Genomic DNA, 21,192 nt, shown 5'->3' with positions numbered 1-21,192 from the left:
CGTGCCTGCCGACCTACGGCCGCGAACCCGTGGGGTCTGCGCCGAGCACGTGGCCCGGGACCACGGACTGACCGCCGGGGGCACGGGCTCGCGGCTGTGGTGCGGCGCTACGGCAGCGGATCCCCGGCGCGGCCACGCTCCCACGCCTCGCGGGTGCCGAGCGCAAACATGTCCTGCGCCCCGGTGCGGTTGAGCACGCGGGCGCCCGGTCCGTCCTCGTGGGTCACCACCCGGCCCATGCCGCGCACGACGGCGAGGGGCCGGCCCCCGGTGGGGCCCTTCAGCAGGTCCGCGGCCGCCGCGATCTCGTCCGCGACGGCGACGACGGTCACCTCCAGGGGACGGCCCGCGTCGTCGGTGCGGCCGCGGGCGTCGTCCAGCACCGCGATCCCGGCGGCGCCGATCGCCAGGTCAGCCACGCCGTCGCGCCACGGCCGACCGGCCGAATCGGACAGGATCACCCCGGGGCGCACGCCCCCGAGCCTGGCCGCGAGGCCCCGGCGCAGGGCGCGCGCGGAGGCGTCCGGGTCCTCGGGCAGCAGCAGCACGGTGCCGGGGTGGGTGTTGGAGGAGTCCACGCCCGCCGCGGCCATCACGATCCCCTGCCGGTTCTGGACGATCCGCAGCCGCGAGCCGTCGGCGTTCTCGCGGGAGGCCACCAGTCGCACCGTCTCGGCGTCGATCGCGGCCTCCCGATCTGGAGCCTTGATCAGCCGGCCCTCCGCCTTGGAGACCACCTTGGAGGCCAGCACGACGACGTCGCCCTGCGTGATCCCGACGCTCCCGTCCGGCCAGGTCAGGTTGGCCAGGATCGGGGTGAGCACCGCGGGAAGGTTCGTCGAGGAGGTGATGGCGGGGACGCCGTCCGGCGCCACTACCTGCAGCGCCGGCACGCCGTCGTTCACCTGCGCGCTCACCGGTGCAGCTGCGGGAGCACGTCCCGACCGAAGGTCTCGATCCACTCGGCCTGGTTGCGCCCCACGTTGTGCAGGTAGACGCGGTCGAAGCCGAGGTCGATGTACTTCTGGATCTCCGCCCGGTGGGCGTCCGGGTCCTCCGAGATCACCATGCGACCGGCGAAGTCCTCCTCGCGCACGAGCTTGGCCATCGCGGCGAAGTCGAACGGCGAGCGGATGTCACCCTTGGGGAACTTCATGCCGCCATTGGGCCACTGCTCCATGGCGTTGGCGAGCGCCTCCTCGTAGGTGGGAGCCCAGGACAGGTGCAGCTGCAGCACCTTCGGCATGGCGTCGGGGTCCCTACCCGCCTCGCGGGCGCCCTGCGCGAACTTGTCGAACAGGCCGCTGATCTTCTCCAGGGGCGCACCCACGGTGATGAGACCGTCCACGTGCCGTCCCGCGCGCTTGGCCGTGACCGGCCCGGCCGTGGCCACGAGGATCTCCGGCGGCACCTCCGGCATGGTCCACAGCCGCATGGACTCCATCTGGAAGAACTGACCCTTGTGCTTGACGTCCTTGCCCGCGATCGAGCCGGCGAACAACTTCTGGATGATCTCGATCGCCTCGAACATCCGGTTGATGCGCTCCGGCGCCTCCGGCCAGTACCCGGCCACCACGTGCTCGTTCAGCGCCTCACCCGAGCCCAGGCCGAGCCAGTGCCGGCCGGGGTACATCGCGGCGAGGGTAGCGCTGGCCTGCGCGACCATCGCGGGGTGCCAGCGCATCGAGGGGCAGGTGACGCCGGGTCCGAGGTCGCCGGTGGTGCGCTCGCCCAGCGCGGAGAGCACGTTCCACACGAACGCCGCCTCGCCCTGCGCCGGCACCCATGGCTGCACGTGGTCGGCGGCCATCTGCCCGGAGAACCCGTGCTTCTCCGCGAGCGCGGCGTGCTCGAGGATCTCGCTGGGATGGAACTGCTCGAGCGCCGCTGCGACGCCGACGGTCAGGGACTTCTCAGGCACAGACTTCGCGGAATCGGTCATGCCTTCATCCTCCCACCGCCACCGCGCCGAGCGTGCCCTTGCGCCACCCCACCCCCACCGAGCGGGTGGTTGCGCAGCCCGCCGGCGAACGAACCCCGCCTAAGCACCCGCTCGGCGAGGCGGTGGGCCGGCCAGGCCGGGCCCGCTACTGCGGCTTGGTGAACGGGAAGGTCAGCGTCTCGCGGATCGTGGCGCCCACGATGAACATGTACACCCGGTCCACCCCGAGCCCCAGGCCGCCGGTGGGCGGCAGCCCGAACTCCAGCGCGGAGAGGAACTCCTCGTCGATCTCCATCGCCTCCGGGTCACCCATCGCCGCGAGCAGCGACTGCCGGGTGAACCGGTCGCGTTGGTCCACCGGGTTGATGAGCTCGGAGTACGCGGTCCCCAGCTCCGAGCCGAAGGCCACCAGGTCCCACCGCTCCGCGAGCCTCGGGTCCACCCGGTGCTCGCGGGTGAGCGGCGAGGTCTCCTTGGGGAAGTCGGTGTAGAAGGTCGGGAAGGTGGTCTGGTCCTCCACGAGCTCGTCGTAGAGCTCGGCCACGAGCGACCCGTGGGAGTGGTCGATCCCGAACGCGATCTCGTGCTTCTCGCACAGTTCGCGCACCCGCTCGATCGGGGTGTCCGGCGTGATCTCCTCCCCCACCGCGCGGGAGACCGCCTCGTGGCAGGTCACCACCGGCCACGGCACGTCGAGGTTCACCTCGCTGCCGTCGTTCGGGTCGATCGCGATCGGCCGGCCGTGCACCGCACGCGCCGCCGCGATGATGAGTTCGCGGGTCAGTTCGCGCATCACGGTGTAGTCGGCGTAGGCCTGGTAGGCCTCGAGCGAGGTGAACTCCGGGTTGTGCTTGTAGTCCACGCCCTCGTTGCGGAAGTTGCGACCGATCTCGAAGATCCGCTCGAACCCGCCCACCGCGAGCCGCTTGAGGAACAGCTCCGGCGCGATGCGTAGGTAGAGGTTCATGTCGTAGGCGTTGATGTGGGTGGTGAACGGCCGTGCGTTCGCCCCACCGTGGATCGCCTGCAGGATCGGGGTCTCCACCTCCAGGTACTCCCGCTTGGCGAACTCCTGCCGCATCGCCCACACGGCCACGCTGCGCCCCTCCAGCAGGTGGGTGGGGGTCTTGTTCAGCGCCAGGTCGATGTGCCGCAGCCGGGCACGCTGGTCGGCGTCCTGCAGGCCTCGGTACTTGTCCGGCGGCGGGGTGAGGGCCTTGGAGGCCATCACCCAGGAACTGGCGTGCACGGTCAGCTCACCGGTGCGCGATCGCGTCACCTCGCCGGTCACGGAGATCGTGTCGGCCAGGTCCACCACCCGGGAGAACAGGTCCGGCCGTGAGTCGGGCCGGTCGGCCGTGACCATCACCTGCACCTCGTGGGTGCGCTCCCGCAGGACGGCGAAGATCACCCCACCGAGATCGCGCAGCCGCACGATCCGGCCGGAGATCGACACGACGGCGCCGCTCTCGATCATCGACTCCGTCACGTCTCCCACGCGGTGGGTGCGCGGCACCCCCACCGGGTAGGGGTCCATCCCGGCTTCGCGCAGCAGGTCCAACTTGGCGTACCGGGCGCGCTGCTGGTCGGTGAGTTTGCGCGGCGGCACCGCGGGCATCCGCAACTCGGCCTCCTGGGCGAGCACCGCCGTCGCGAGCTCCTCCCGTCCCGTTCCCTGTTCCAGGGAGGCGGCGCGCTCCCGCCGCCGCAACCACCGCGGGGCGGTGGGCACGAATCCCTCCGCCTGGCCGTAGGCCCACAGCGCGTGGGTGGTCTGGCCGGGGATCGTGCAGATGTATCGGGCCTGCCACTGCGGGTCGTACTTCTGGTTGGACTTGTACAGGGAGTCCATCTGCCAGATCCGGGAGGCTGCCAGCAGCACCCGGCGCACCAGGCGGTGCCAGGCGCTCGCGCCGACCTTCTCCCCCGAGGCGAACACCTCGCGCAGCATCGCGAAGTTCATCGAGATCTTCTCGATGCCCATCCCGCGGCCCTGGGTGGCCAGGGAGGTCACCATGAACTCGGTCACGCCGTTGACGGCCTCGGGCGAGCGGCGCATCACGTCCAGCGAGATCCCGGTACGCGCCCACGGCACGAACCCGAGCACCCCACGCAGGGCGCCGTGCGCGTCGTAGGCCGAGACGATCAGGGCACGCGGGTCGCGCCGGTCCCCGAACCGGGACAGCGACATGGAGTAGCCGCGCTCGTCACCGTGGCGCCACTCGTCCGCCTCGCGGATCAGATCGGCGAGGTCCTCGGGGTCGATGTCCTCGGCCCGCGCGATCTTGACCGTGTAGCCCTCCCGCCGCGGCCGCGCGATGGCGTGCCGCACCGCACCGAGCTGGGGGGAGGCGAGGGAGAAGGTCCGGGTGTCGATGACCGACTCGTCCCCGAGGGTGCTCACGGAGAAGCCGTGCTCGGCGTACAGCCGGGCACCGTGCTCCCCGGCACCCACCACGGCAGGCGCCCAGCCATAGCGCCGGGAGGTGGCGATGAACTCGTTGATCGCCTCCTCCCACTGCTGGGGGTCGCCGATCGGGTCTCCGGCGGCGAGCGCCACATCGGAGACCACCCGGAAGGAGACCGCGGCCTCGCCGTTCGGGGAGAAGACGGCGTGCCGGTCATCGCGCGTGGCGAAGTAGGCCAGGGAGTCGTCGTTCGGGTAGGTCAGTAGCAGGCGGCGCACCGCGAGCTCGGAGTCCCGGTCGGTCTCGGCGCTGCGGCTCGCGCCGCGCAGGAACACCACGATCGCCAGCAGCAGGCCGACCGCCGAGATCAGGCCGGCGACCACACGCACCCAGTGCGGGGCGCTGCCCTCGGCGAGGAACGGCGCGACATCCGGTGTGGTGCCGGCGGCCACCGAGACCGCCCAGTTGAATCGGTCGCGCAGCGTATCGAGGGAGTCCGGCACGATCTCCAGCAGCAGGAAGGTCACCACGACCGACAGCACCATGCCGCCCAGGAACACCAGGGCGGCCTGCCACCAGGCCCCGGCACGCAGCCGGGCGGTGAAGGCCTTGCGTGCGGTGAAGAGGATCGCCATCGCCACCAGGCAGCCCACGCCGGAGAGCCAGAACAGGACCGGCTCGTCCGTCAGGTCGACCTCCTGCGCCTGTCCCGCGGCCACCAGCACCGCGGAGCCGGCCACCACCAGCACCACCGGCAGCAGCCAGACGATCTGGATGAACCACAGCGCGGCACGCTGGCGGCGCAGCACGGCGCTGCCGATCAGCGCGGTGAGCACCACGGAGAACGGCGTGGGGTGCGGCAGGCCCACCACGTCCAGCCAGGAGGTGACGGTGTCCACGAAGCCGCGGGCGAAGGGCCGGATGATCAACGCGATCAGCTGCCAGACGGCCACCGCCATGAGGAGGCGACCGGTCCACCGCGCCACCTGCTGCGGCCAGGAACCGGTGCGGGGCACCACGACCTCCCGCTCGCGGCGGTGGTGATGGCGGGGCGCGGAGTCCGCGGGTGCGGGCGCGAACGAGCCGGGCTCGTCGGTCGGCTCTGGCCTCGCGGTCGGCTGGGGGGTGGGGGCGGTCATGCCGGCTGCCTCTTTCGTAGCGGCCGCGTCGCGGCACGCGGGTGGTACGCAGGTCTCCCCTCACCCTATGCCGAGGCACCGCCACACCGCCCGCCACACCGCCACGCCGCCCTCAGATGCGTGGCGGATCTGGGAGACTACTGCCATGACCACCGCTCACGAGGGCACCCCTGTGCCCACCACCGCCTCGGCCACCGCCCCTCCGACCGACGCCCCGCTGACCACCGTCAGTGTCCCGGACCGGGTAGGGGTGGAGGGCCTGGAGGAGAAGTGGGCACCGGTGTGGGACGAGCAGGGCCTGCACCACTTCGACCGCACGGCCACCCGCGAGCAGGTGTTCTCCATCGACACCCCGCCGCCCACGGCCTCCGGCAGCCTGCACATCGGGCACGTCTTCTCCTACACGCACACCGATGTGGTGGCCCGGTTCCGCCGGATGCGCGGGGAGAAGGTGTTCTACCCGATGGGGTGGGACGACAACGGCCTGCCCACCGAGCGCCGGGTGCAGAACTACTACGGGGTGCGCTGCGACCCGACCCTGGCCTTCGAGGGGGAGGACTTCACGCCCCCGCACTCCGGCGGCGCGAAGAGCGTGAAGGCCGCCGATCAGGTGCCGGTCTCGCGCCGCACCTTCGTGCGCCTGTGCGAGCAACTGACGGAGGAGGACGAGAAGCAGTTCGAGTCGCTGTGGCGTCACCTCGGCCTGAGCGTGGACTGGCGCCACCAGTACCAGACCATCGGGGCCTCGGCGCGGCGCGTGGCGCAGCAGGCGTTCCTGAACAACCTCGAGCGTGGCGAGGCCTACACCGCCGCCGCACCGGGACTGTGGGACGTCACCTTCCAGACCGCCGTGGCCCAGGCCGAGCTGGAGGCCCGGGACTACCCGGGGCACTACCACTCCCTGGCCTTCCACGGCACCGACGGCGATGTGGTCATCGAGACCACCCGCCCCGAACTGCTGCCCGCCTGCGTGGCGCTGATCGCCCACCCGGACGACGAGCGTTACGCCCACCTGTTCGGCACCACGGTGACCACGCCGCTGTTCGACGTCGAGATCCCCGTGCTCGCCCACCCGGGCGCGGAGGCAGACAAGGGCTCCGGCATCGCCATGTGCTGCACCTTCGGTGACCTGACCGACGTGCAGTGGTGGCGCGAGCTGAACCTGCCGATGCGCTCCATCGTGCAGCGCGACGGCCGCATCGCCCGCGAGACGCCGGAGTGGATCACCGCTGAGGCGGGGCGGGCCGTGTACGGCGAGATGGCCGGCAAGACGACGTTCTCCGCGCGCGCCGCCGTGGTGGAGGCGCTGACCGCGAGCGGCGAGATGCTCGGTGAGCCCAAGGCCACTCAGCGCAAGGCGAACTTCTTCGAGAAGGGCGACAAGCCGCTGGAGATCGTCACCTCGCGGCAGTGGTACATCCGCAACGGCGGCAAGGAGTGGCTGACCGACCAGGGCGAGCCCCAGCGCGACCTGCGCGCCGAACTGTTGGCGCGCGGCGAGGAGCTGGACTTCCACCCCGACTTCATGCGGGTGCGCTACAGCAACTGGGTCGGCGGCCTGAACGGGGACTGGTTGGTCTCCCGGCAGCGGTTCTTCGGTGTGCCGATCCCGGTCTGGTACCCGGTGGACGCCGAGGGCGAGGTGGACTACGACTCCCCCCTCACCCCGCGCGCGGAGCAGCTCCCGATCGACCCCTCCTCCGATGTGCCCGAGGGCTACAGCGCCGAGCAGCGGGGCGTGGCCGGCGGGTTCGTGGGCGAGTCCGACGTGATGGACACCTGGGCCACCAGTTCCCTCACGCCGCAGATCGCCGGCGGCTGGCTGACCGATGAGGACCTGTTCTCCCGGGTCTACCCGATGGACCTGCGCCCGCAGGGGCAGGACATCATCCGCACCTGGCTGTTCTCCACGGTGGTGCGCAGCCACCTGGAGCACGGCACGCTGCCGTGGAAGCACGCCGCGATCTCGGGGTGGATCCTGGACCCGGACCGCAAGAAGATGTCCAAGTCCAAGGGCAACGTGGTCACCCCGATGGACCTGCTCGTGGAGCACGGGTCGGACGCGGTGCGCTACTGGGCGGCCTCCGCGCGCCTGGGCACCGACGCCGCGTTCGAGATCGGGCAGATGAAGATCGGACGCCGGCTGGCGATCAAGGTCCTCAACGCCTCCAAGTTCGTGCTGACCACCGCCCCGGACTCCGCGATCACCCTGGACCCGGCGGCCGTCACCCAGGGCCTGGACCGGGCGCTGCTCGCGGACCTCGCCGATGTGGTGGATGCCGCCACCGAGGCCTTCGCGGCCTATGACCACGCCCGCGCGCTGGAGGTGACCGAGTCCTTCTTCTGGACGTTCTGCGACGACTACCTCGAACTGGTCAAGGACCGCGCCTACGGCCGCGGCGCCGCTGATGCGCAGGGCACGACGGCGCAGCTCACCGAGGCGGAGATCGCCTCGGCGCGGGCGACGCTCTGGTTGGCGCTGGACACGCTGCTGCGCCTGTTCGCACCGTTCCTGCCCTTCGCCACGGCCGAGGTGTGGTCGTGGTGGCGCTCCGGGTCGGTGCACGCCGCCTCCTGGCCCACCAGCGAGGGCCTGCGCGAGGCCGCGGGTGACGCCGCCGCGGACGGGCTGAGGGGCGTGGTGGCCACCGCCGGTGCGGCACTCTCGGCGCTGCGCAAGGTCAAGAGCGAGGCGAAGGTCTCCCAGCGCACCCCGCTGCTGGGCGCCGAACTGGTCGCCGATGAGCCCACGACGGCGCAGCTCGCCCTGGTCGCCGGCGACCTGCGCGCCGCGGCGAAGGTCACCGGGACCCTGGAGGTGCTGCCCGGGCAGGCCAGGGGCGCGGACGGCGAGTCGCTGCTGGTCGGGGTCGCCGCCGCCGCCCTCGGCGAGGCACCGCCCAAGCGCTGAACACACGCACCGCGCCGTCCGGTACCGGGTATCCCGGCACCGGGCGGCGCTGTGATGTCGGTGACGATTCAATACCGATCCGTGACCCGAAACGCCCCGTTCACATCCGACTTACTACAGTGACGGGCGTTCCAAGGAGTTTCAGCGAAAGGACACAACCCATGCGCTCTGCACGCCTGGCCACCGCCGCGGTGGCCGCAGCCGCCCTCGTCACGCTCGCCGCGTGTTCCTCCGACTCGGGTGAGGACGCCGCCACCGACGCCGCCACCGAGGGCACCGACGGCGCCTCCGCCGAGGTCGCCCTGATCTCCGAGGGTGAGCTCACGGTCTGCACCAACACCCCGTACGAGCCGTTCGAGTACGAGGAGGACGGCGAGATCATCGGGTTCGACATCGCGATCATGGACGAGGTCGCCACCGACCTCGGCGTCCAGCTCGCCGTGCTGAACACCGGGTTCGACGGGATCCAGTCCGGTGCGGCGCTGGAGGCGGACACCTGCGACGCCGTGATCTCGGCCATCACGATCACCGAGGAGCGCGAGGAGAACCTCGACTTCTCCGACCCCTACTTCGACGCCGACCAGGCCGTCATGGTGCAGTCCGGTTCGGACATCGCGAGCCTGGATGACCTCGACGGCGCCACCATCGGCGTGATGCAGGCGACCACCGGCGCCGACTGGGTCGCCGACCAGGGTTACGTCGGCACCGAGTTCGAGGACCTCGGCCTGCAGGTCCAGGCGCTGCGCAATGGCCAGGTGGACGCCATCGTCAACGACATCGCCTCGCTCGCCGCGTACGAGGACGACGAGGTCGTGGTGCTGGACACCATCGCCACCGGTGAGCAGTACGGCATCGGGGTGAAGCAGGACAACACCGCGCTGCTCGAGGCGATCAACGCCACCCTGGAGCGCATCCAGGGCGACGGCACCTACGACGCCGTGTACGCGGAGTACATCGGCACCGAGGCCGACTGAGCATGACCGTCGACCTGTCGGCCGAGGCCAGTACCGCGAGGTTCTCGCCGCGGCAACGCGCCCGCATCTCCCGCGGGGTGCAGTACACCGTGCTGCTCGCCCTGCTGGTGGTGGTCCTGGTCTCGGCCGACTGGTCACGCGTGGGTGAGACGGTCTTCAATCTGGCCTCCGCCCAGGAGCTCATCGGCGACCTGCCGCAGGCCTTCCTCAACACCCTCACCTACACTCTCGCCGCGTTCGTGGTCGGGATCACGTTGGGCACCCTGCTCGCCCTCATGCGGCTGAGCTCCGTGGGGCCCTACCGGTGGATCGCGACCGTGTACACCGAGTTCTTCCGCGGCATCCCCGCACTGCTGGTGGTCATCACCGTCTACTACGCGCTGCCGCAGGCGTTCGGCATCTCGCTCAGCTCGGTCGCGGCGATCTCCGCGATCTCCCTGGGGTCGGTGGCCGCGGCCTACATCGCCGAGACCATGCGCGCCGGGATCCAGGCGGTGCCCAAGGGGCAGGTGGAGGCCGCGCGCTCGCTGGGCATGTCCCACACCCGCACGCTGATCAAGGTGGTGCTGCCCCAAGCGTTCCGCACCGTGCTGCCGCCACTGACCAACGAGTTGCTGCTGTTGACCAAGGACACCTCGCTGCTGTTCGCGATCGGGATGACCCCGGTGCAGTACGAGCTCACCAAGATCGGCCGCGACGCCCTGTCCTCGGGTGCCGGCGGCGGCCTGACGCCCCTGTTCCTGGTGGGCGCGTGCTACCTCATCATCACCATCCCGCTCGGCTTCCTGACCCGGTGGCTGGAGCGACGCACGGGAGGGACGGCATGAGCGTCGTCAGCATCACCGGTCTGCACAAGTCCTTCGGGGACAACCACGTGCTGCGCGGCATCGACCTGGAGGTGGCGCAGGGCGACGTCGTCTGCCTCATCGGCCCCTCGGGGTCGGGCAAGTCCACCCTGCTGCGCTGCGTGAACCTCCTGGAGCAGCCGAGCGCCGGCACCATCCGCCTGCTCGGCGCTGAGGTCACCGACCCCGACGTGGACATCGACCGGGTCCGCACCCACGTGGGGATGGTTTTCCAACAGTTCAACCTGTTCAGCCACCGCAACGTGCTGGACAACTGCACCATGGCCCAGCGCAGCGTGCTGCGCCGCTCCCGCAAGGACGCCGAGGCCACCGCGATGGAGATGCTGGAGCGGGTCGGCCTCGCGCACCGGGCGCAGGCCCGGCCGCACGAGCTCTCCGGCGGACAGCAGCAGCGGGTGGCGATCGCCCGCGCGCTGTCGATGAACCCGGCGCTCATGCTGTTCGACGAGCCCACCTCGGCCCTGGACCCCGAACTGGTCGGTGACGTGCTCGCCGTCATGCGTGACCTCGCCGAGGGCGGGATGACGATGATCGTGGTCACCCACGAGATGACCTTCGCCCGCGAGGTGGGCGATCACGTGGTGTTCATGGACGGCGGCGTGATCGTGGAGCAGGGCGACCCGCACCAGGTGATCACCAACCCCGCGGAGGAGCGCACCCAGTCCTTCCTCAGCCGCGTGCTGGACCCCACCCACGCCCCGGATCCCGGGACGCCGGGCTGAGGAATCCCCGGTGACCTGATTGGATGGTCACCATGCTCCAGACCTACTCCTCCCCCACCGTCGTTCCGCTCGAACCCGAGATGTCGATCCCGGGTGCGCTGCGCCGTCGGGCACGGACCACCCCGGATCAGGTCATCGTGGAGCGACACGTGGACGGTGCGTGGCAGCCGCGCACCGCACGGGAGTTCTACGAGGAGGTCCTCGACCTCGCCCGCGGCCTCGTGGCCTGGGGCCTGGAACCCGGCGAGAAGGTCGGCATCATGGGCCACACGAGCTACGAGTGGACCCTGGCGGACTTCGCGATCTGGAGCGCCGGAGGCATCCCCGTCTCCATCTACGAGACCTCCTCACCGGAGCAGATCGCCTGGATCGGCACCGACTCCGAGCTGGTGCTGGTCATGGCCGAGTCCGAGCAGCTCGCCGAGCGGGTACGCCAGGCGGGTGTCCCCCACATCCGCGACGTGCAGCTGTTCGGCGACATCCCCGCGCTCGTGGGCGCCGGGGTGGAGGTGGAGATCGCCGAGGTGGTCCGCCGCACCGAGGCCCTCGCCGGCGGTGACCTCGCCACGATCATCTACACCTCCGGCACCACCGGGCAGCCCAAGGGGGTGGAGCTGGCGCACCAGTCCTTCCTCTACCTCGCGCAGAACGGGGCCCGCAGTTCCCTGCACGTCCTGTTGGACGACCCCTCCTACCGCACCCTGCTGTTCATGCCGCTCGCGCACGTGTTCGCCCGCTTCATCGAGGTGCTGTGCATCACCGAGGCCGGGATCCTCGGGCACGCCCCCGGCGCGAAGCACCTGGTGGCGGACATGCAGTCCTTCCGGCCGACCTTCCTGCTCGCCGTGCCCCGCGTGTTCGAGAAGGTCTTCAACTCCGCGCAGCAGTCGGCGGCCACCGGGGTGCGCAAGCGTCTGTTCTCCCTGGCCACGAAGACCGCGATCACCTACTCACGCGCCCTGGACACCCCCGTGGGGCCCTCGCGCGCGCTCAAGGCGCAGCACGCCGTGGCGATGCGCCTGGTGCTGAACCGGATCCGTGAGGCCATGGGCGGGCAGCTGCAGTGGGCGATCTCCGGCGGGGCCCCGCTCGGGGAGCGCCTCGGGCACTTCTACCGCGGGATCGGCGTGACCGTGCTCGAGGGGTACGGGATGACCGAGACGACGGCGCCCACCACGGTGAACATTCCCGAGCACGTGGCCATCGGCACGGTGGGCCCGGCCTACGCCGGCACGGAGATCGGCATCGCGGACGACGGCGAGATCGTGGTGCGCGGCCCGCACGTGTTCATGCGGTACCACAACAACCCCGAGGCGACGGCGGAGGCCTTCACCCCCGAGGGGTGGCTGCGCACCGGCGACCTGGGCAGCATCGACGAGCTCGGGCGGCTGCGGATCACCGGGCGCCGCAAGGAGCTCATCATCACCGCCGGCGGCAAGAACGTCTCCCCCGCCGTGCTGGAGGACCGCTTCCGTGGCCACCCGTTGGTCTCCAACGTGGTGGTGGTCGGCGATCAGCGGCCCTACATCGGCGCCCTGGTGACGCTGGACGAGGAGATGCTGCCCGGATGGTTGGAGGGCAAGGGTCTGCCGAAGATGACGATGGCGGAGGCCCGCCACCACCCGGAGGTGCGCGACTCCCTGGCGCGTGCCGCCCGCCGCGCGAACCGCGCGGTCTCGCGGGCGGAGTCGATCCGGCGGATCGTGATCCTCGAGGGTGACTTCACCGAGCACAACGGCTACCTCACGCCGTCGCTCAAGGTGAAGCGCAACCTGGTCCTGAAGGACTTCGCCGGCGCCATCGACGAGCTCTACGCCGCCAGCGTGGACTCCATCGAGGTCACCCCCGCGGACACCACCAGCGACTGACCTCCGCGAGGCAGGCAGGCACCTCCGCTACCTGCAGAACCACCTCGCGGTACCTGCAGAACCACCTCGCGGTACCTGCAGAACCACCTCGCGGTACCTGCAGAACCACCTCGCGGAGGTGGGTGGGTCAGCGGCCGGCGATGGCGTCGTGGTGGCGGATGACCTCCGCCACGATGAACGCGAAGAACTTCTCCGCGAACACGGGGTCGAGGCCGGAGTCCTCCGCCAGGGCCCGCAGGCGCGCGACCTGCTCGCGCTCCCGGGTCGGGTCGGAGGCAGGGAGGCCGAGAGTGGCCTTGAGGACGCCGACCTCCTGCGTGGCGCGGAAGCGCTCGGCCATGAGGTGCACGAGCGCGGAATCGATGTTGTCGATGGAGCGACGCAGTCCTGCCAGTTCGGCCGGGACCTCGCCTCCCAGCGGCGCGGGAACGCCGCTCACGCCGGCCGCTTCTCTCGCGTGCGCGTGCTGCTCCCACTGCTGGAGGCGGCCTCCTTGGCTCGCTTCGCCGCCGAGGTCTGCGAGCCCGGGGCGCCGAGCACCACGGTCGCCTCCGCGCCCTCGGTCACGCACTCGGCGGTGATGACCACCTTGGCCACGTCCTGACGCCCCGGCACGGAGAACATCACCGGCATCAGCACGTCCTCGAGGATCGCGCGCAGCCCGCGGGCCCCGGCCCCGCGCTCCAGCGCCTTCTCGGCCACCGCGGCCACGGCCTCCTCCTCGAACTCCAACTCCACGCCGTCGAGCTCGAACATCCGCTGGTACTGCCGCACCAGGGCGTTACGCGGCTCGGTGAGGATGCTCACCAGCGCTTCGCGGTCCAACTTGGAGACCGTCGCGACCACGGGAAGGCGCCCGATGAACTCCGGGATGAGACCGAACTTCTGCAGGTCCTCCGGCTGCACCTGCGCGTACAGGTCCTCCTTGTCCCGCTCGTTCAGGGGGGCGTTGAAGCCCACCCCGCGGCGGTGGGTGCGCGAGGCGATGATGTCCTCCAGGCCGGCGAACGCGCCGGCCACGATGAACAGCACGTTCGAGGTGTCGATCTGCAGGAACTCCTGGTGGGGGTGCTTGCGCCCGCCCTGCGGCGGCACGGACGCCACCGTGCCCTCCACGATCTTCAGCAGCGCCTGCTGCACGCCCTCACCCGAGACGTCACGGGTGATCGAGGGGTTCTCCGCCTTGCGGGCGATCTTGTCGACCTCGTCGATGTAGATGATGCCCGTCTCGGCGCGCTTCGTGTCGAAGTCCGCAGCCTGGATCAGTTTCAGCAGGATGTTCTCGACGTCCTCACCCACGTACCCGGCCTCGGTCAGCGCGGTGGCATCGGCGATCGCGAACGGGACGTCCAGCATCTTCGCCAGCGTCTGGGCGAGGTAGGTCTTCCCGGTACCCGTCGGTCCGATCATCAGCACGTTCGACTTGGCGAGTTCGACGCGCTCATCGTGCAACCGGGTGGGCTGGGCCTGGGCATGAACCCGCTTGTAGTGGTTGTACACCGCCACGGACAAGGACTTCTTCGCCCGCTCCTGCCCGACGATGTACTCCTCGAGGTGCGCGAAGATCTCCTGGGGAGTCGGCAGCGCGAGCGGTTCGGCCGCGGCCTGCTCCGCCTCGGCCAGTTCTTCCTCGACGATCTCGTTGCACAACTCGATGCACTCGGTGCAGATGTAGACGCCCTGACCAGCGATCAGGCGCTTCACCTGCTTCTGCGACTTACCGCAGAAGGAGCACTTCAGGAGTTCTGCTCCCTCGGTGGGGTGAGACATCCTCACTCCTCCCTCACCGCCACGGGACGCTCCCGCGGCTAGAACCTCGACGAGCCGTCCGATGCCCCCGGGCGCCGCCGTCAAAACCAGACTACGTCCCACCGGGCGCGGATGCCCGACTAAAACACGCGGGGCGTGTCCCGGCTTGTTCGCCGGGACACGCCCACTACTCCTGCGCGATCAGGGACGCGGCGGCAGCTGCGCCTTCTTGCGGGACTCCAGCACCTGGTCGACCAGTCCGTACTCCTTGGCCTGCGCTGCGGTGAGGATCTTGTCGCGCTCGATGTCCCGGCCGACCTCCTCGACCGGCTTGCCGCTGTGCGCCGCGAGGGTCTCCTCGAGCCAGTCGCGCATCCGCTGGATCTCGTTGGCCTGGATCTCGATGTCGGAGGCCTGGCCGTAGCCGCCGCCGGACATCGCGGGCTGGTGGATCATCACGCGCGCGTTCTGCAGCGCCAGTCGCTTACCGGGCGACCCCGCAGCCAGCAGCACCGCTGCGGCGGAGGCCGCCTGGCCGAGGCACACCGTCTGGATCTGCGGCGCGATGTACTGCATCGTGTCGTAGATGGCCGTGAGCGCCGTGAAGGAACCCCCCGGCGAGTTGATGTACATCGTGATGAGGCCGTCGGGGTCCTGGCTCTCCAGGACCAGCAACTGCGCCATCACGTCATCGGCGGAGGCGTCGTCCACCTGCACACCGAGGAAGATGATGCGGTCCTCGAAGAGCTTGGTGTACGGGTCCTGCCGCTTGAAGCCGTAGGCGGTGCGCTCCTCGTACTGCGGGAGCACATACCGGGAGGTGGGCATGTTCCCGGCGGTCGCGCCGAAGGTGGTGGGGTGGATGAGGTTCATGGGTGGTCTCCTCGCTCGCTCGCCGCTCAGGCCGACGTTCCGCCGCCGCCGCTGACGTTCGCAGCGGTCGCGACCACGTGGTCGATGAATCCGTACTCCAACGCCTCCTCGGCGGTGAACCAGCGGTCGCGGTCCGCGTCGGCGTTGATCTGGTCGACCGTCTTGCCGGTCTGCTCGGCCGTCAGCTCGGCCATCTGCCGCTTCATGTGCAGGATGAGCTGCGCGTTGATGCGGATGTCGGTCGCGGTGCCGCCGATGCCACCCGAGGGCTGGTGCATCATGACGCGGGCGTGGGGGGTGGCGTACCGCTTGCCCTTCGCACCCGAGGCGAGCAGGAACTGCCCCATGGAGGCGGCCATCCCGGTCGCCACGGTGGCGACGTCCGGCTGGACGTACTGCATCGTGTCGTAGATCGCCATGCCGGCCGTCACCGAGCCGCCGGGCGAGTTGATGTACAGGAAGATGTCCTTGGTCGGGTCCTCGGCGGCGAGCAGCAGCATCTGCGCGCAGATGGCGTTGGCGTTGTCGTCACGCACCTCCGAGCCGAGCCAGATGATGCGCTCCTTGAGAAGCCGGTTGTAGACGTGGTCACCGAGACCGAACCCCTGCGGGTCGGCCATGGCGTGGGGCATCTCGCTCACGTGGCGCTCCTGTTCTGATCGTCCTGCACGGCCTGCGTGCTGGGTCCTTGTAAGGACACTAACCGTCGGCGCTGACACTCCATGCCCGGTGCGGCGCCGTTTCGCTGTTGGCGCACACTGCCCGGCTCCGGACATGCGGCAGGCCGGCCCCCGGGTGGGGACCGGCCTGCGGTGAACTGGTGGAGGCGGCGGGAATCGAACCCGCGTCCGACGGTGTGGAGCCAGGGCTTCTCCGGGTGCAGTCAGCTAGACGTTCTGCTCGGCCCCGGCGTTGTCGCTGACAACTCGCCGACAGGCCCAGTTACCTAGGAGTCCCCGTCACCCCGGCAACGAGGGTGACGAGCAGTGGCTCTCTAGATGACGCCAGGACCCCGGTCGAGAGCACTCCGGGACTGACGGACTTCTACGCTCGCTCAGGCGGCGAGGGCGAAGTCGGTGCGCTTGGAATCGGCACCTATGGGTTTGCATGGAGCGTTGACGAGATGACCATGCATCCTCGACCCGCTTCCCCTGGCTGAACGGCCGTCGTCGAAACCGTTCGCCCCCCTGTTCAGTTGACAAGCCCCGCACGCGGCGGGACAGTCCAGTCTACGTCAGGTTCGACGGCGTAGCCAGCGAATTCCCGTGCGGACTACTTCTTCCTGCGCGTGAGAGCGTCCAGCATCAGCGAGAGCCCGATGCCGAGGAGGAACACGTCCTTCGCGATCGCGATGCCCTCGGGCGTGGGTCGCACCCCGTCCTTCGTCAGCCCCGGGGTCTTGTGGTACATCCACAGCAGGGAGCCGGAGAACGCTGTCAGGCCGGCGCCGGCGAGCACGCGCGGCACGAACGGGAGCAGCAGTGCGCCACCGAGGGCCGACTCCGCCGCAGCGAGCAGCTTGCCGAACTCGGCCGGCTCCAGCTCGGCGAGCTTCGGGAACGCCTGGGCGGCCATCTGCTGGTAGCCGGCGGCGGACTCGGCGTCGAGCTCGAGCTTCTCCACGCCGGAGTTGAGGATGAACGCGCCGGCAGCCAGGCGCAGCGGCAGGTTACGGATCGAGGGCATGGTGGTGCCTCCACAGGTCGACGTCGGGAACGCTCACCACCCTACGCGTGCTCGCGGCGAGGTCACCACCCCCCGCCACCACCCCCGCTCGCGCCGCCCCCCACGCTGCCGCCGGAGGTCCCGCTGCCGCTGCTGACCGGCGTGGACACGTTGGTGACGTGGTCGGAAACGCCGCCCTCGTCGAAGGCGACCCAGAACGGCACCGACATCGCGCCGCCGCTGTACCAGCCGGGGGTGATGTCCTCACGCGCGGGACTGTCCGCCCCGGGCCGGAACGCGTGGACCCACGTGGTCTCGATGTTCAGGGCGACGGCGTAGGGCAGGTAGCGGGAGAAGACCTCCTCCGCGCTGTCCCACCGGGCGCGGTCGCGCGCGAGGTTCTCCAGGTAGGACGCGAATCCCTGCGCGTGGCGCAGTGCCGTGGTGCCGGAGGCGGTGCGGGCGGGCGCCAGGCCGGCGCAGGCCATGGCGGCGATCCCCACGGCGATCACCGCGAGGCCGAGCAGACCCCATCCGAGGGTGAAGGCGAGCGCGACCGTGGCTGCGAGACCCACCAGGACGAGCAGGCCGCCCGCCAACAGCCACCGGCCGCGTGCCCGCGAGGGGGCGACGGCGTACCACCCGCGCTCCAGCACCGCGCCCTCGAGCGCCTGACCGAGTTCGTGGAAGGCGACCGTGGCGGCCGAGGGGTCCGCGCCGAGCTGCACCCGATCGCCCCCGGCCACCAGCCGCTCGAGGAATGCCTCCTCGTAGGGCCGCAGGCGTTCGGCCCGGCTGCGTTGGTCGGCCGGGACCCTCACCACCACGAGGTCCTCCCCGCCGGTGGCGTCGGTCGTCACCGCGCCGTCCTCCTCGAGCGCGGGTGCCGCCTCGAGGCGGATCCAGTTGCGCACCGCGAGGTCGACCAGCACCGCCACACCGTCCGACCGCTGCGCGCGGTGGTCGATGAGCACGCCGACCTCCCCCGGCCCGGCGCCTTCGGGCGGATCGGTGCGCGGCGGCTGGATCCCACGGCCGCCGTGCGGACGGGCATCGCGACCACGGGTCCGGGCCAACGCCACCACGCCCGCCACGCCGCCGAGTCCCACCAGACCGGCGGCGCCCAGCGGCGCCGCGTCCGTGGAGAAGGTATTGCCCAGGCTCGTGCGCGGGGCCAACTCGATCGCGGCCTCGGGGAAGGAACCGGCGGGGTAGTCCACCGCGATGGTCATGCCCTCCCCCGCGTCGAGCGAGTCCACCGAGGCGCCCACGACGCTCCCGCCAGCCGTGGCGTCGGCCGCGATCGGGCACCCCGTGTCCGATCCCACGCCCCCGTGGTAGCAGGCCATGGCCTCGGGCTCGGCGGGTGCGGACACGCCCACGGAGACATCCGTCAGTGGCACCTCCCACCCGTCGCCGACAACGTTCCAGTACAGGGCGTCCGGCCCGCTATCCGGCCCGGCCTCCCCCGCCGCTTGGTCCGGCTCGATCAGGCCGCCGATCGTGTACTCGATGACGTAGCGGTGCTCGCCCGTGATCTCGACCTCGGGATCACCGATGCGCAGTTCGGCCCAGCCGTCCTCGTGGGTGACCTGCAGGTCGGCGGGCGCCGTGGGGCTGCTGGCGGAGACCCCGGAGATCGGCAGCACCCGGTAGTGGTCGTCGTCGCCGGCGATCTCCTGCAGTTCCGGGAGCGTGAGGTAAGGGCCGTGGCCCGACTCGTCACCGAAGTCGAACGTCAGGTCCAGGGAGACCTGGGCTGCGCCGTCGGGCAGCAATTGCGCCTGCAGGGCGTACCGGGTGACCCGCCACTCCTCCGGCGCGTCGGCCGACGCCGGCACCGCCGAGACGACCGAGACCGTCATCAGCGCAGCAAGGAGGAGACCCAGGTACCCCACCAGCGTCACCGCGGGCCGACCGCCCCACCGGCGCGCGGCGAACTCCGGCGCCACAGCGATGCCGATCAGATCTGCCGCAGGCTCATGGACCGGTGCGCCTCGCGCAGGTCCTGCTGCTCACGCAGCGTCTGGCGCTTGTCCCACTCCTTCTTGCCTCGGGCAAGCGCGATCTCCACCTTCACGTTGCTACCCAGGAAGTACATCTCCAGCGGCACGATCGTGAACCCCTTCTCGCGGGTCTTCCCGGCGAGTTTGAGGATCTCCGCCTTGTGCAGCAGCAACTTGCGCTTGCGCCGCGGGGCGTGGTTCGTCCAGGTGCCCTGCGCGTACTCGGCGATGTGCGCGGCGTCCAGCCACGCCTCCCCACCGTCGATGTAGACGTAGCCGTCGACCAGGGAGGCACGACCGGCCCGCAGGGACTTCACCTCGGTCCCCGTGAGCACGATCCCGGCCTCGTAGGTGGCATCGATGTGGTAATCGTGCCGCGCCCGCTTGTTGCGGGCGATGACGACCTTGGCGGGCCGGTCGCTCTTGGCGGCCGCGGCCTTCGCGGCGCGCTCGGCGTTCTTCATGCGGGACATGCTCACCAGGGTAACGGCGCCCTACGACACCGGGCATGGGAATTACCCGTCACCCGCGCCGTGGCCTGCTGCGTGCGGTCAGTTCGTGCGGGTCCACCCGGGCAGCGACTCGGGGTCGATCGGGGAGCCGTTGCGCCAGACCTCCACGTGCACGTGGCAGCCGGTGACCGCGCCGGTCATCCCCGTGTACCCGATGACCTGCCCCTGGGAGACGGACTGACCCTGGGTGACGTTGAACGCCGAGAGGTGGTTGTAGACCGTGATCGTCGAGACACCGTTCACCAGCCCATGATCGATGTAGATCTGGTTGCCGTGTGTGCCGTTGCCCGCCGCGTAGCGCACCGAGGCGACCACGCCGCCCGCGGCCGCCACCTGGGAGTTCCCACATGCCGAGCGGATGTCGGTGCCGTTGTGCATGTAGCGACCCCCGGTGATCGGGTAGACGCGCATGCCGAAGGGCGAGGTCACATAGAACGGGGCGGAGACCGGCGGGATCAGGCTGAGGCTGCTGGAGGAACCACCGCTCGACCCCGACCCGGAGCCGCTGGACCCCGAGGAGCCGCTGGACCCCGAGGAGCCGCTGGACCCCGAGGACCCGCTGGATCCCGAGGAGCCTGAGGAGCCCGACGAGTTGCTCTGGGCCTCCTCCTGAGCCTGACGGGCGGCCTCCTCGGCGGCACGGCGGGCGGCCTCCTCCGCAGCGAGGCGGGCGGCTTCCTCCCGTTCGCGCTCGATCCGTTGGATCTCCGAGCGGATGCTGGCCTGATCGTCCTCGATCCGCTCCTGCTGGGCCTCGATCTGCTCGCGGAAACTCTCCAGTTCCACGGCGGTGGCGGAGTAGTCCGCCTCGAGGGCGGTCAACTCGTCGCGGCGCTGCTGCGCCACGGCGCGCGCCTCCTCGGCCGCGGCGAGCGCCGCCTCGGCCTCCACGCGCAGTTCCTCGATGCGCACCTGGACCGCGTCCAGCCGCACCTGGGCATTGCGCTGGGTGGCGGCCTGGGCCTCGAGATCGGCGAGCACACCGCCCTCGGCGCGCAGCGCGGAGGCGACCGCGGAGGTGCGCGTGGCGTACTCCTGCGCGCTGGAGGCACCGAGCACCACGGAGATGGCGGCCAGGCCGTCACTGCCGCGGTAGGTGGAGCGGGCGAGTTGTCCGATGCCGTCCTCGGTGGCGGCGATCTCCTCGGTCGAGGAGGTGAGCTCGGCCTGCAAGGTCGCCGCATCCGACTCCGCGACGGCCAGTCGGTCCACGAGGGAGTCGCGCTGCCGTTCTGCCTCGGCCACCTCGTTCTCCGCGGCGGAGAGCTCGGCCTCCGCGACCGGGATCTCGTTCTCCAGGCGCCGCAGCTCCAGGTAGACCTCCTGCAGCTCGGCGTTGGTGCCCTCGAGCTCGGAGGAGAGCTGCTCCTGTTCGCGGGCGTTCTCCTCCTGCTGTGCGCGCAGGTCATCGAGGGAGTCGGCCTGTGCTGCGGCGCCCCCTGCGCCCAGGGCGACGGCGAGCGTGAGGAGTGCCGCGGCCGCGCGCGAGCGCAGGCCCCCCGTTGAGCGGCGCGAACGGCCGGCAGGGGCGACGGCGTGGGTGCGGTCGATCATGAA

Annotated in this window: 16 protein-coding genes and 1 other RNA gene; 5 read left to right on the top strand and 12 right to left on the bottom strand. The window is 70.6% G+C overall.

Going from position 1 to position 21,192, the window contains the following annotated elements; all coding sequences use genetic code 11:
* Window positions 1–107: 107 nt before the first annotated feature.
* The 3 genes from cofE to lysX form a co-directional block, all read right to left on the bottom strand.
* Window positions 108–917 carry a coenzyme F420-0:L-glutamate ligase gene (gene cofE / locus ATL40_RS03915; RefSeq protein WP_245866691.1) on the bottom strand — a complete coding sequence of 270 codons (810 nt, stop codon included), beginning with the start codon at window positions 915–917 and terminating at the stop codon, window positions 108–110.
* Window positions 914–1,942, bottom strand: a complete 1,029-nt coding sequence (locus ATL40_RS03910) for a TIGR03557 family F420-dependent LLM class oxidoreductase (protein ID WP_098468393.1) — start codon at window positions 1,940–1,942, stop codon at window positions 914–916. The genes cofE and ATL40_RS03910 overlap by 4 nt, the downstream gene beginning before the upstream one ends.
* Window positions 1,943–2,087: 145 nt before the next feature.
* Complete coding sequence (gene lysX / locus ATL40_RS03905) at window positions 2,088–5,489, bottom strand: bifunctional lysylphosphatidylglycerol synthetase/lysine--tRNA ligase LysX (protein WP_098468392.1); 3,402 nt, start codon at window positions 5,487–5,489, stop codon at window positions 2,088–2,090.
* A 145-nt stretch (window positions 5,490–5,634) separates the two neighbouring features.
* Between lysX and valS the strand changes: the two genes are divergently transcribed.
* The 5 genes from valS to ATL40_RS03880 all read left to right on the top strand — a co-directional run bounded on the left by valS (window position 5,635) and on the right by ATL40_RS03880 (window position 12,830).
* Complete coding sequence (gene valS, locus ATL40_RS03900) at window positions 5,635–8,400, top strand: valine--tRNA ligase (RefSeq protein WP_098468391.1); 2,766 nt, start codon at window positions 5,635–5,637, stop codon at window positions 8,398–8,400.
* Window positions 8,401–8,561: 161 nt separating this feature from the next.
* Window positions 8,562–9,374, top strand: coding sequence for a transporter substrate-binding domain-containing protein (locus ATL40_RS03895; protein WP_098468390.1), 813 nt, complete (start codon window positions 8,562–8,564; stop codon window positions 9,372–9,374).
* Window positions 9,375–9,376: 2 nt separating this feature from the next.
* Complete coding sequence (locus tag ATL40_RS03890; protein ID WP_098468389.1) at window positions 9,377–10,201, top strand: amino acid ABC transporter permease; 825 nt, start codon at window positions 9,377–9,379, stop codon at window positions 10,199–10,201.
* Window positions 10,198–10,962, top strand: coding sequence for an amino acid ABC transporter ATP-binding protein (locus ATL40_RS03885; RefSeq protein WP_098468388.1), 765 nt, complete (start codon window positions 10,198–10,200; stop codon window positions 10,960–10,962). The genes ATL40_RS03890 and ATL40_RS03885 overlap by 4 nt, the downstream gene beginning before the upstream one ends.
* 32 nt (window positions 10,963–10,994) lie before the next feature.
* Window positions 10,995–12,830, top strand: a complete 1,836-nt coding sequence (locus tag ATL40_RS03880) for an AMP-dependent synthetase/ligase (RefSeq protein WP_098470264.1) — start codon at window positions 10,995–10,997, stop codon at window positions 12,828–12,830.
* Between the two features lie 127 nt (window positions 12,831–12,957).
* On the opposite strand, the gene ATL40_RS03875 is transcribed toward ATL40_RS03880, so the two are convergent.
* The 9 genes from ATL40_RS03875 to ATL40_RS03835 all read right to left on the bottom strand — a co-directional run bounded on the left by ATL40_RS03875 (window position 12,958) and on the right by ATL40_RS03835 (window position 21,189).
* On the bottom strand, window positions 12,958–13,269 hold the full coding sequence (locus tag ATL40_RS03875) for a chorismate mutase (protein ID WP_098468387.1): 312 nt from the start codon (window positions 13,267–13,269) through the stop codon (window positions 12,958–12,960).
* A complete protein-coding gene (clpX, locus tag ATL40_RS03870) occupies window positions 13,266–14,600 on the bottom strand; it encodes an ATP-dependent Clp protease ATP-binding subunit ClpX (RefSeq protein ID WP_098468386.1) in 1,335 nt (444 codons plus the stop codon). The genes ATL40_RS03875 and clpX overlap by 4 nt, the downstream gene beginning before the upstream one ends.
* A 180-nt stretch (window positions 14,601–14,780) precedes the next feature.
* Window positions 14,781–15,452, bottom strand: a complete 672-nt coding sequence (locus tag ATL40_RS03865; protein WP_098468385.1) for an ATP-dependent Clp protease proteolytic subunit — start codon at window positions 15,450–15,452, stop codon at window positions 14,781–14,783.
* A 26-nt stretch (window positions 15,453–15,478) separates the two neighbouring features.
* Window positions 15,479–16,093 (bottom strand): ATP-dependent Clp protease proteolytic subunit, encoded by a 615-nt coding sequence (locus ATL40_RS03860; protein ID WP_169925870.1) that lies wholly within the window; start codon window positions 16,091–16,093, stop codon window positions 15,479–15,481.
* A gap of 177 nt (window positions 16,094–16,270) precedes the next feature.
* Window positions 16,271–16,639: a transfer-messenger RNA gene (gene ssrA, locus ATL40_RS03855) on the bottom strand.
* Window positions 16,640–16,724: 85 nt separating this feature from the next.
* Window positions 16,725–17,138 (bottom strand): DoxX family membrane protein, encoded by a 414-nt coding sequence (locus ATL40_RS03850; RefSeq protein WP_098468384.1) that lies wholly within the window; start codon window positions 17,136–17,138, stop codon window positions 16,725–16,727.
* A gap of 62 nt (window positions 17,139–17,200) precedes the next feature.
* A complete protein-coding gene (locus ATL40_RS03845; protein WP_098468383.1) occupies window positions 17,201–19,069 on the bottom strand; it encodes a DUF2207 domain-containing protein in 1,869 nt (622 codons plus the stop codon).
* Window positions 19,070–19,080: 11 nt separating this feature from the next.
* Window positions 19,081–19,587 (bottom strand): SsrA-binding protein SmpB, encoded by a 507-nt coding sequence (gene smpB / locus ATL40_RS03840; protein WP_425443390.1) that lies wholly within the window; start codon window positions 19,585–19,587, stop codon window positions 19,081–19,083.
* A gap of 87 nt (window positions 19,588–19,674) precedes the next feature.
* A complete protein-coding gene (locus tag ATL40_RS03835) occupies window positions 19,675–21,189 on the bottom strand; it encodes a M23 family metallopeptidase (protein ID WP_098468381.1) in 1,515 nt (504 codons plus the stop codon).
* Window positions 21,190–21,192 lie beyond the last annotated feature (3 nt).

It is taken from the genome of Serinibacter salmoneus, assembly GCF_002563925.1.
Lineage (GTDB): Bacteria > Actinomycetota > Actinomycetes > Actinomycetales > Beutenbergiaceae > Serinibacter > Serinibacter salmoneus.
Note: the sequence above shows the minus strand (reverse complement) of the source record. Positions and strands in the feature narration are given on the sequence as shown.

What these genes read in the sequence shown, in the direction of transcription:
- clpX (WP_098468386.1), bottom strand. Translation starts at nt 14,600, where the DNA reads ATGTCTCACCCCACCGAGGGAGCAGAACTCCTGAAGTGCTCCTTCTGC.
- ATL40_RS03865 (WP_098468385.1), bottom strand. Translation starts at nt 15,452, where the DNA reads ATGAACCTCATCCACCCCACCACCTTCGGCGCGACCGCCGGGAACATG.
- ATL40_RS03880 (WP_098470264.1), top strand. Translation starts at nt 10,995, where the DNA reads ATGCTCCAGACCTACTCCTCCCCCACCGTCGTTCCGCTCGAACCCGAG.
- ATL40_RS03890 (WP_098468389.1), top strand. Translation starts at nt 9,377, where the DNA reads ATGACCGTCGACCTGTCGGCCGAGGCCAGTACCGCGAGGTTCTCGCCG.
- ATL40_RS03835 (WP_098468381.1), bottom strand. Translation starts at nt 21,189, where the DNA reads ATGATCGACCGCACCCACGCCGTCGCCCCTGCCGGCCGTTCGCGCCGC.
- ATL40_RS03895 (WP_098468390.1), top strand. Translation starts at nt 8,562, where the DNA reads ATGCGCTCTGCACGCCTGGCCACCGCCGCGGTGGCCGCAGCCGCCCTC.
- ATL40_RS03885 (WP_098468388.1), top strand. Translation starts at nt 10,198, where the DNA reads ATGAGCGTCGTCAGCATCACCGGTCTGCACAAGTCCTTCGGGGACAAC.
- ATL40_RS03850 (WP_098468384.1), bottom strand. Translation starts at nt 17,138, where the DNA reads ATGCCCTCGATCCGTAACCTGCCGCTGCGCCTGGCTGCCGGCGCGTTC.
- ATL40_RS03910 (WP_098468393.1), bottom strand. Translation starts at nt 1,942, where the DNA reads ATGACCGATTCCGCGAAGTCTGTGCCTGAGAAGTCCCTGACCGTCGGC.
- valS (WP_098468391.1), top strand. Translation starts at nt 5,635, where the DNA reads ATGACCACCGCTCACGAGGGCACCCCTGTGCCCACCACCGCCTCGGCC.
- smpB (WP_425443390.1), bottom strand. Translation starts at nt 19,587, where the DNA reads ATGAAGAACGCCGAGCGCGCCGCGAAGGCCGCGGCCGCCAAGAGCGAC.
- lysX (WP_098468392.1), bottom strand. Translation starts at nt 5,489, where the DNA reads ATGACCGCCCCCACCCCCCAGCCGACCGCGAGGCCAGAGCCGACCGAC.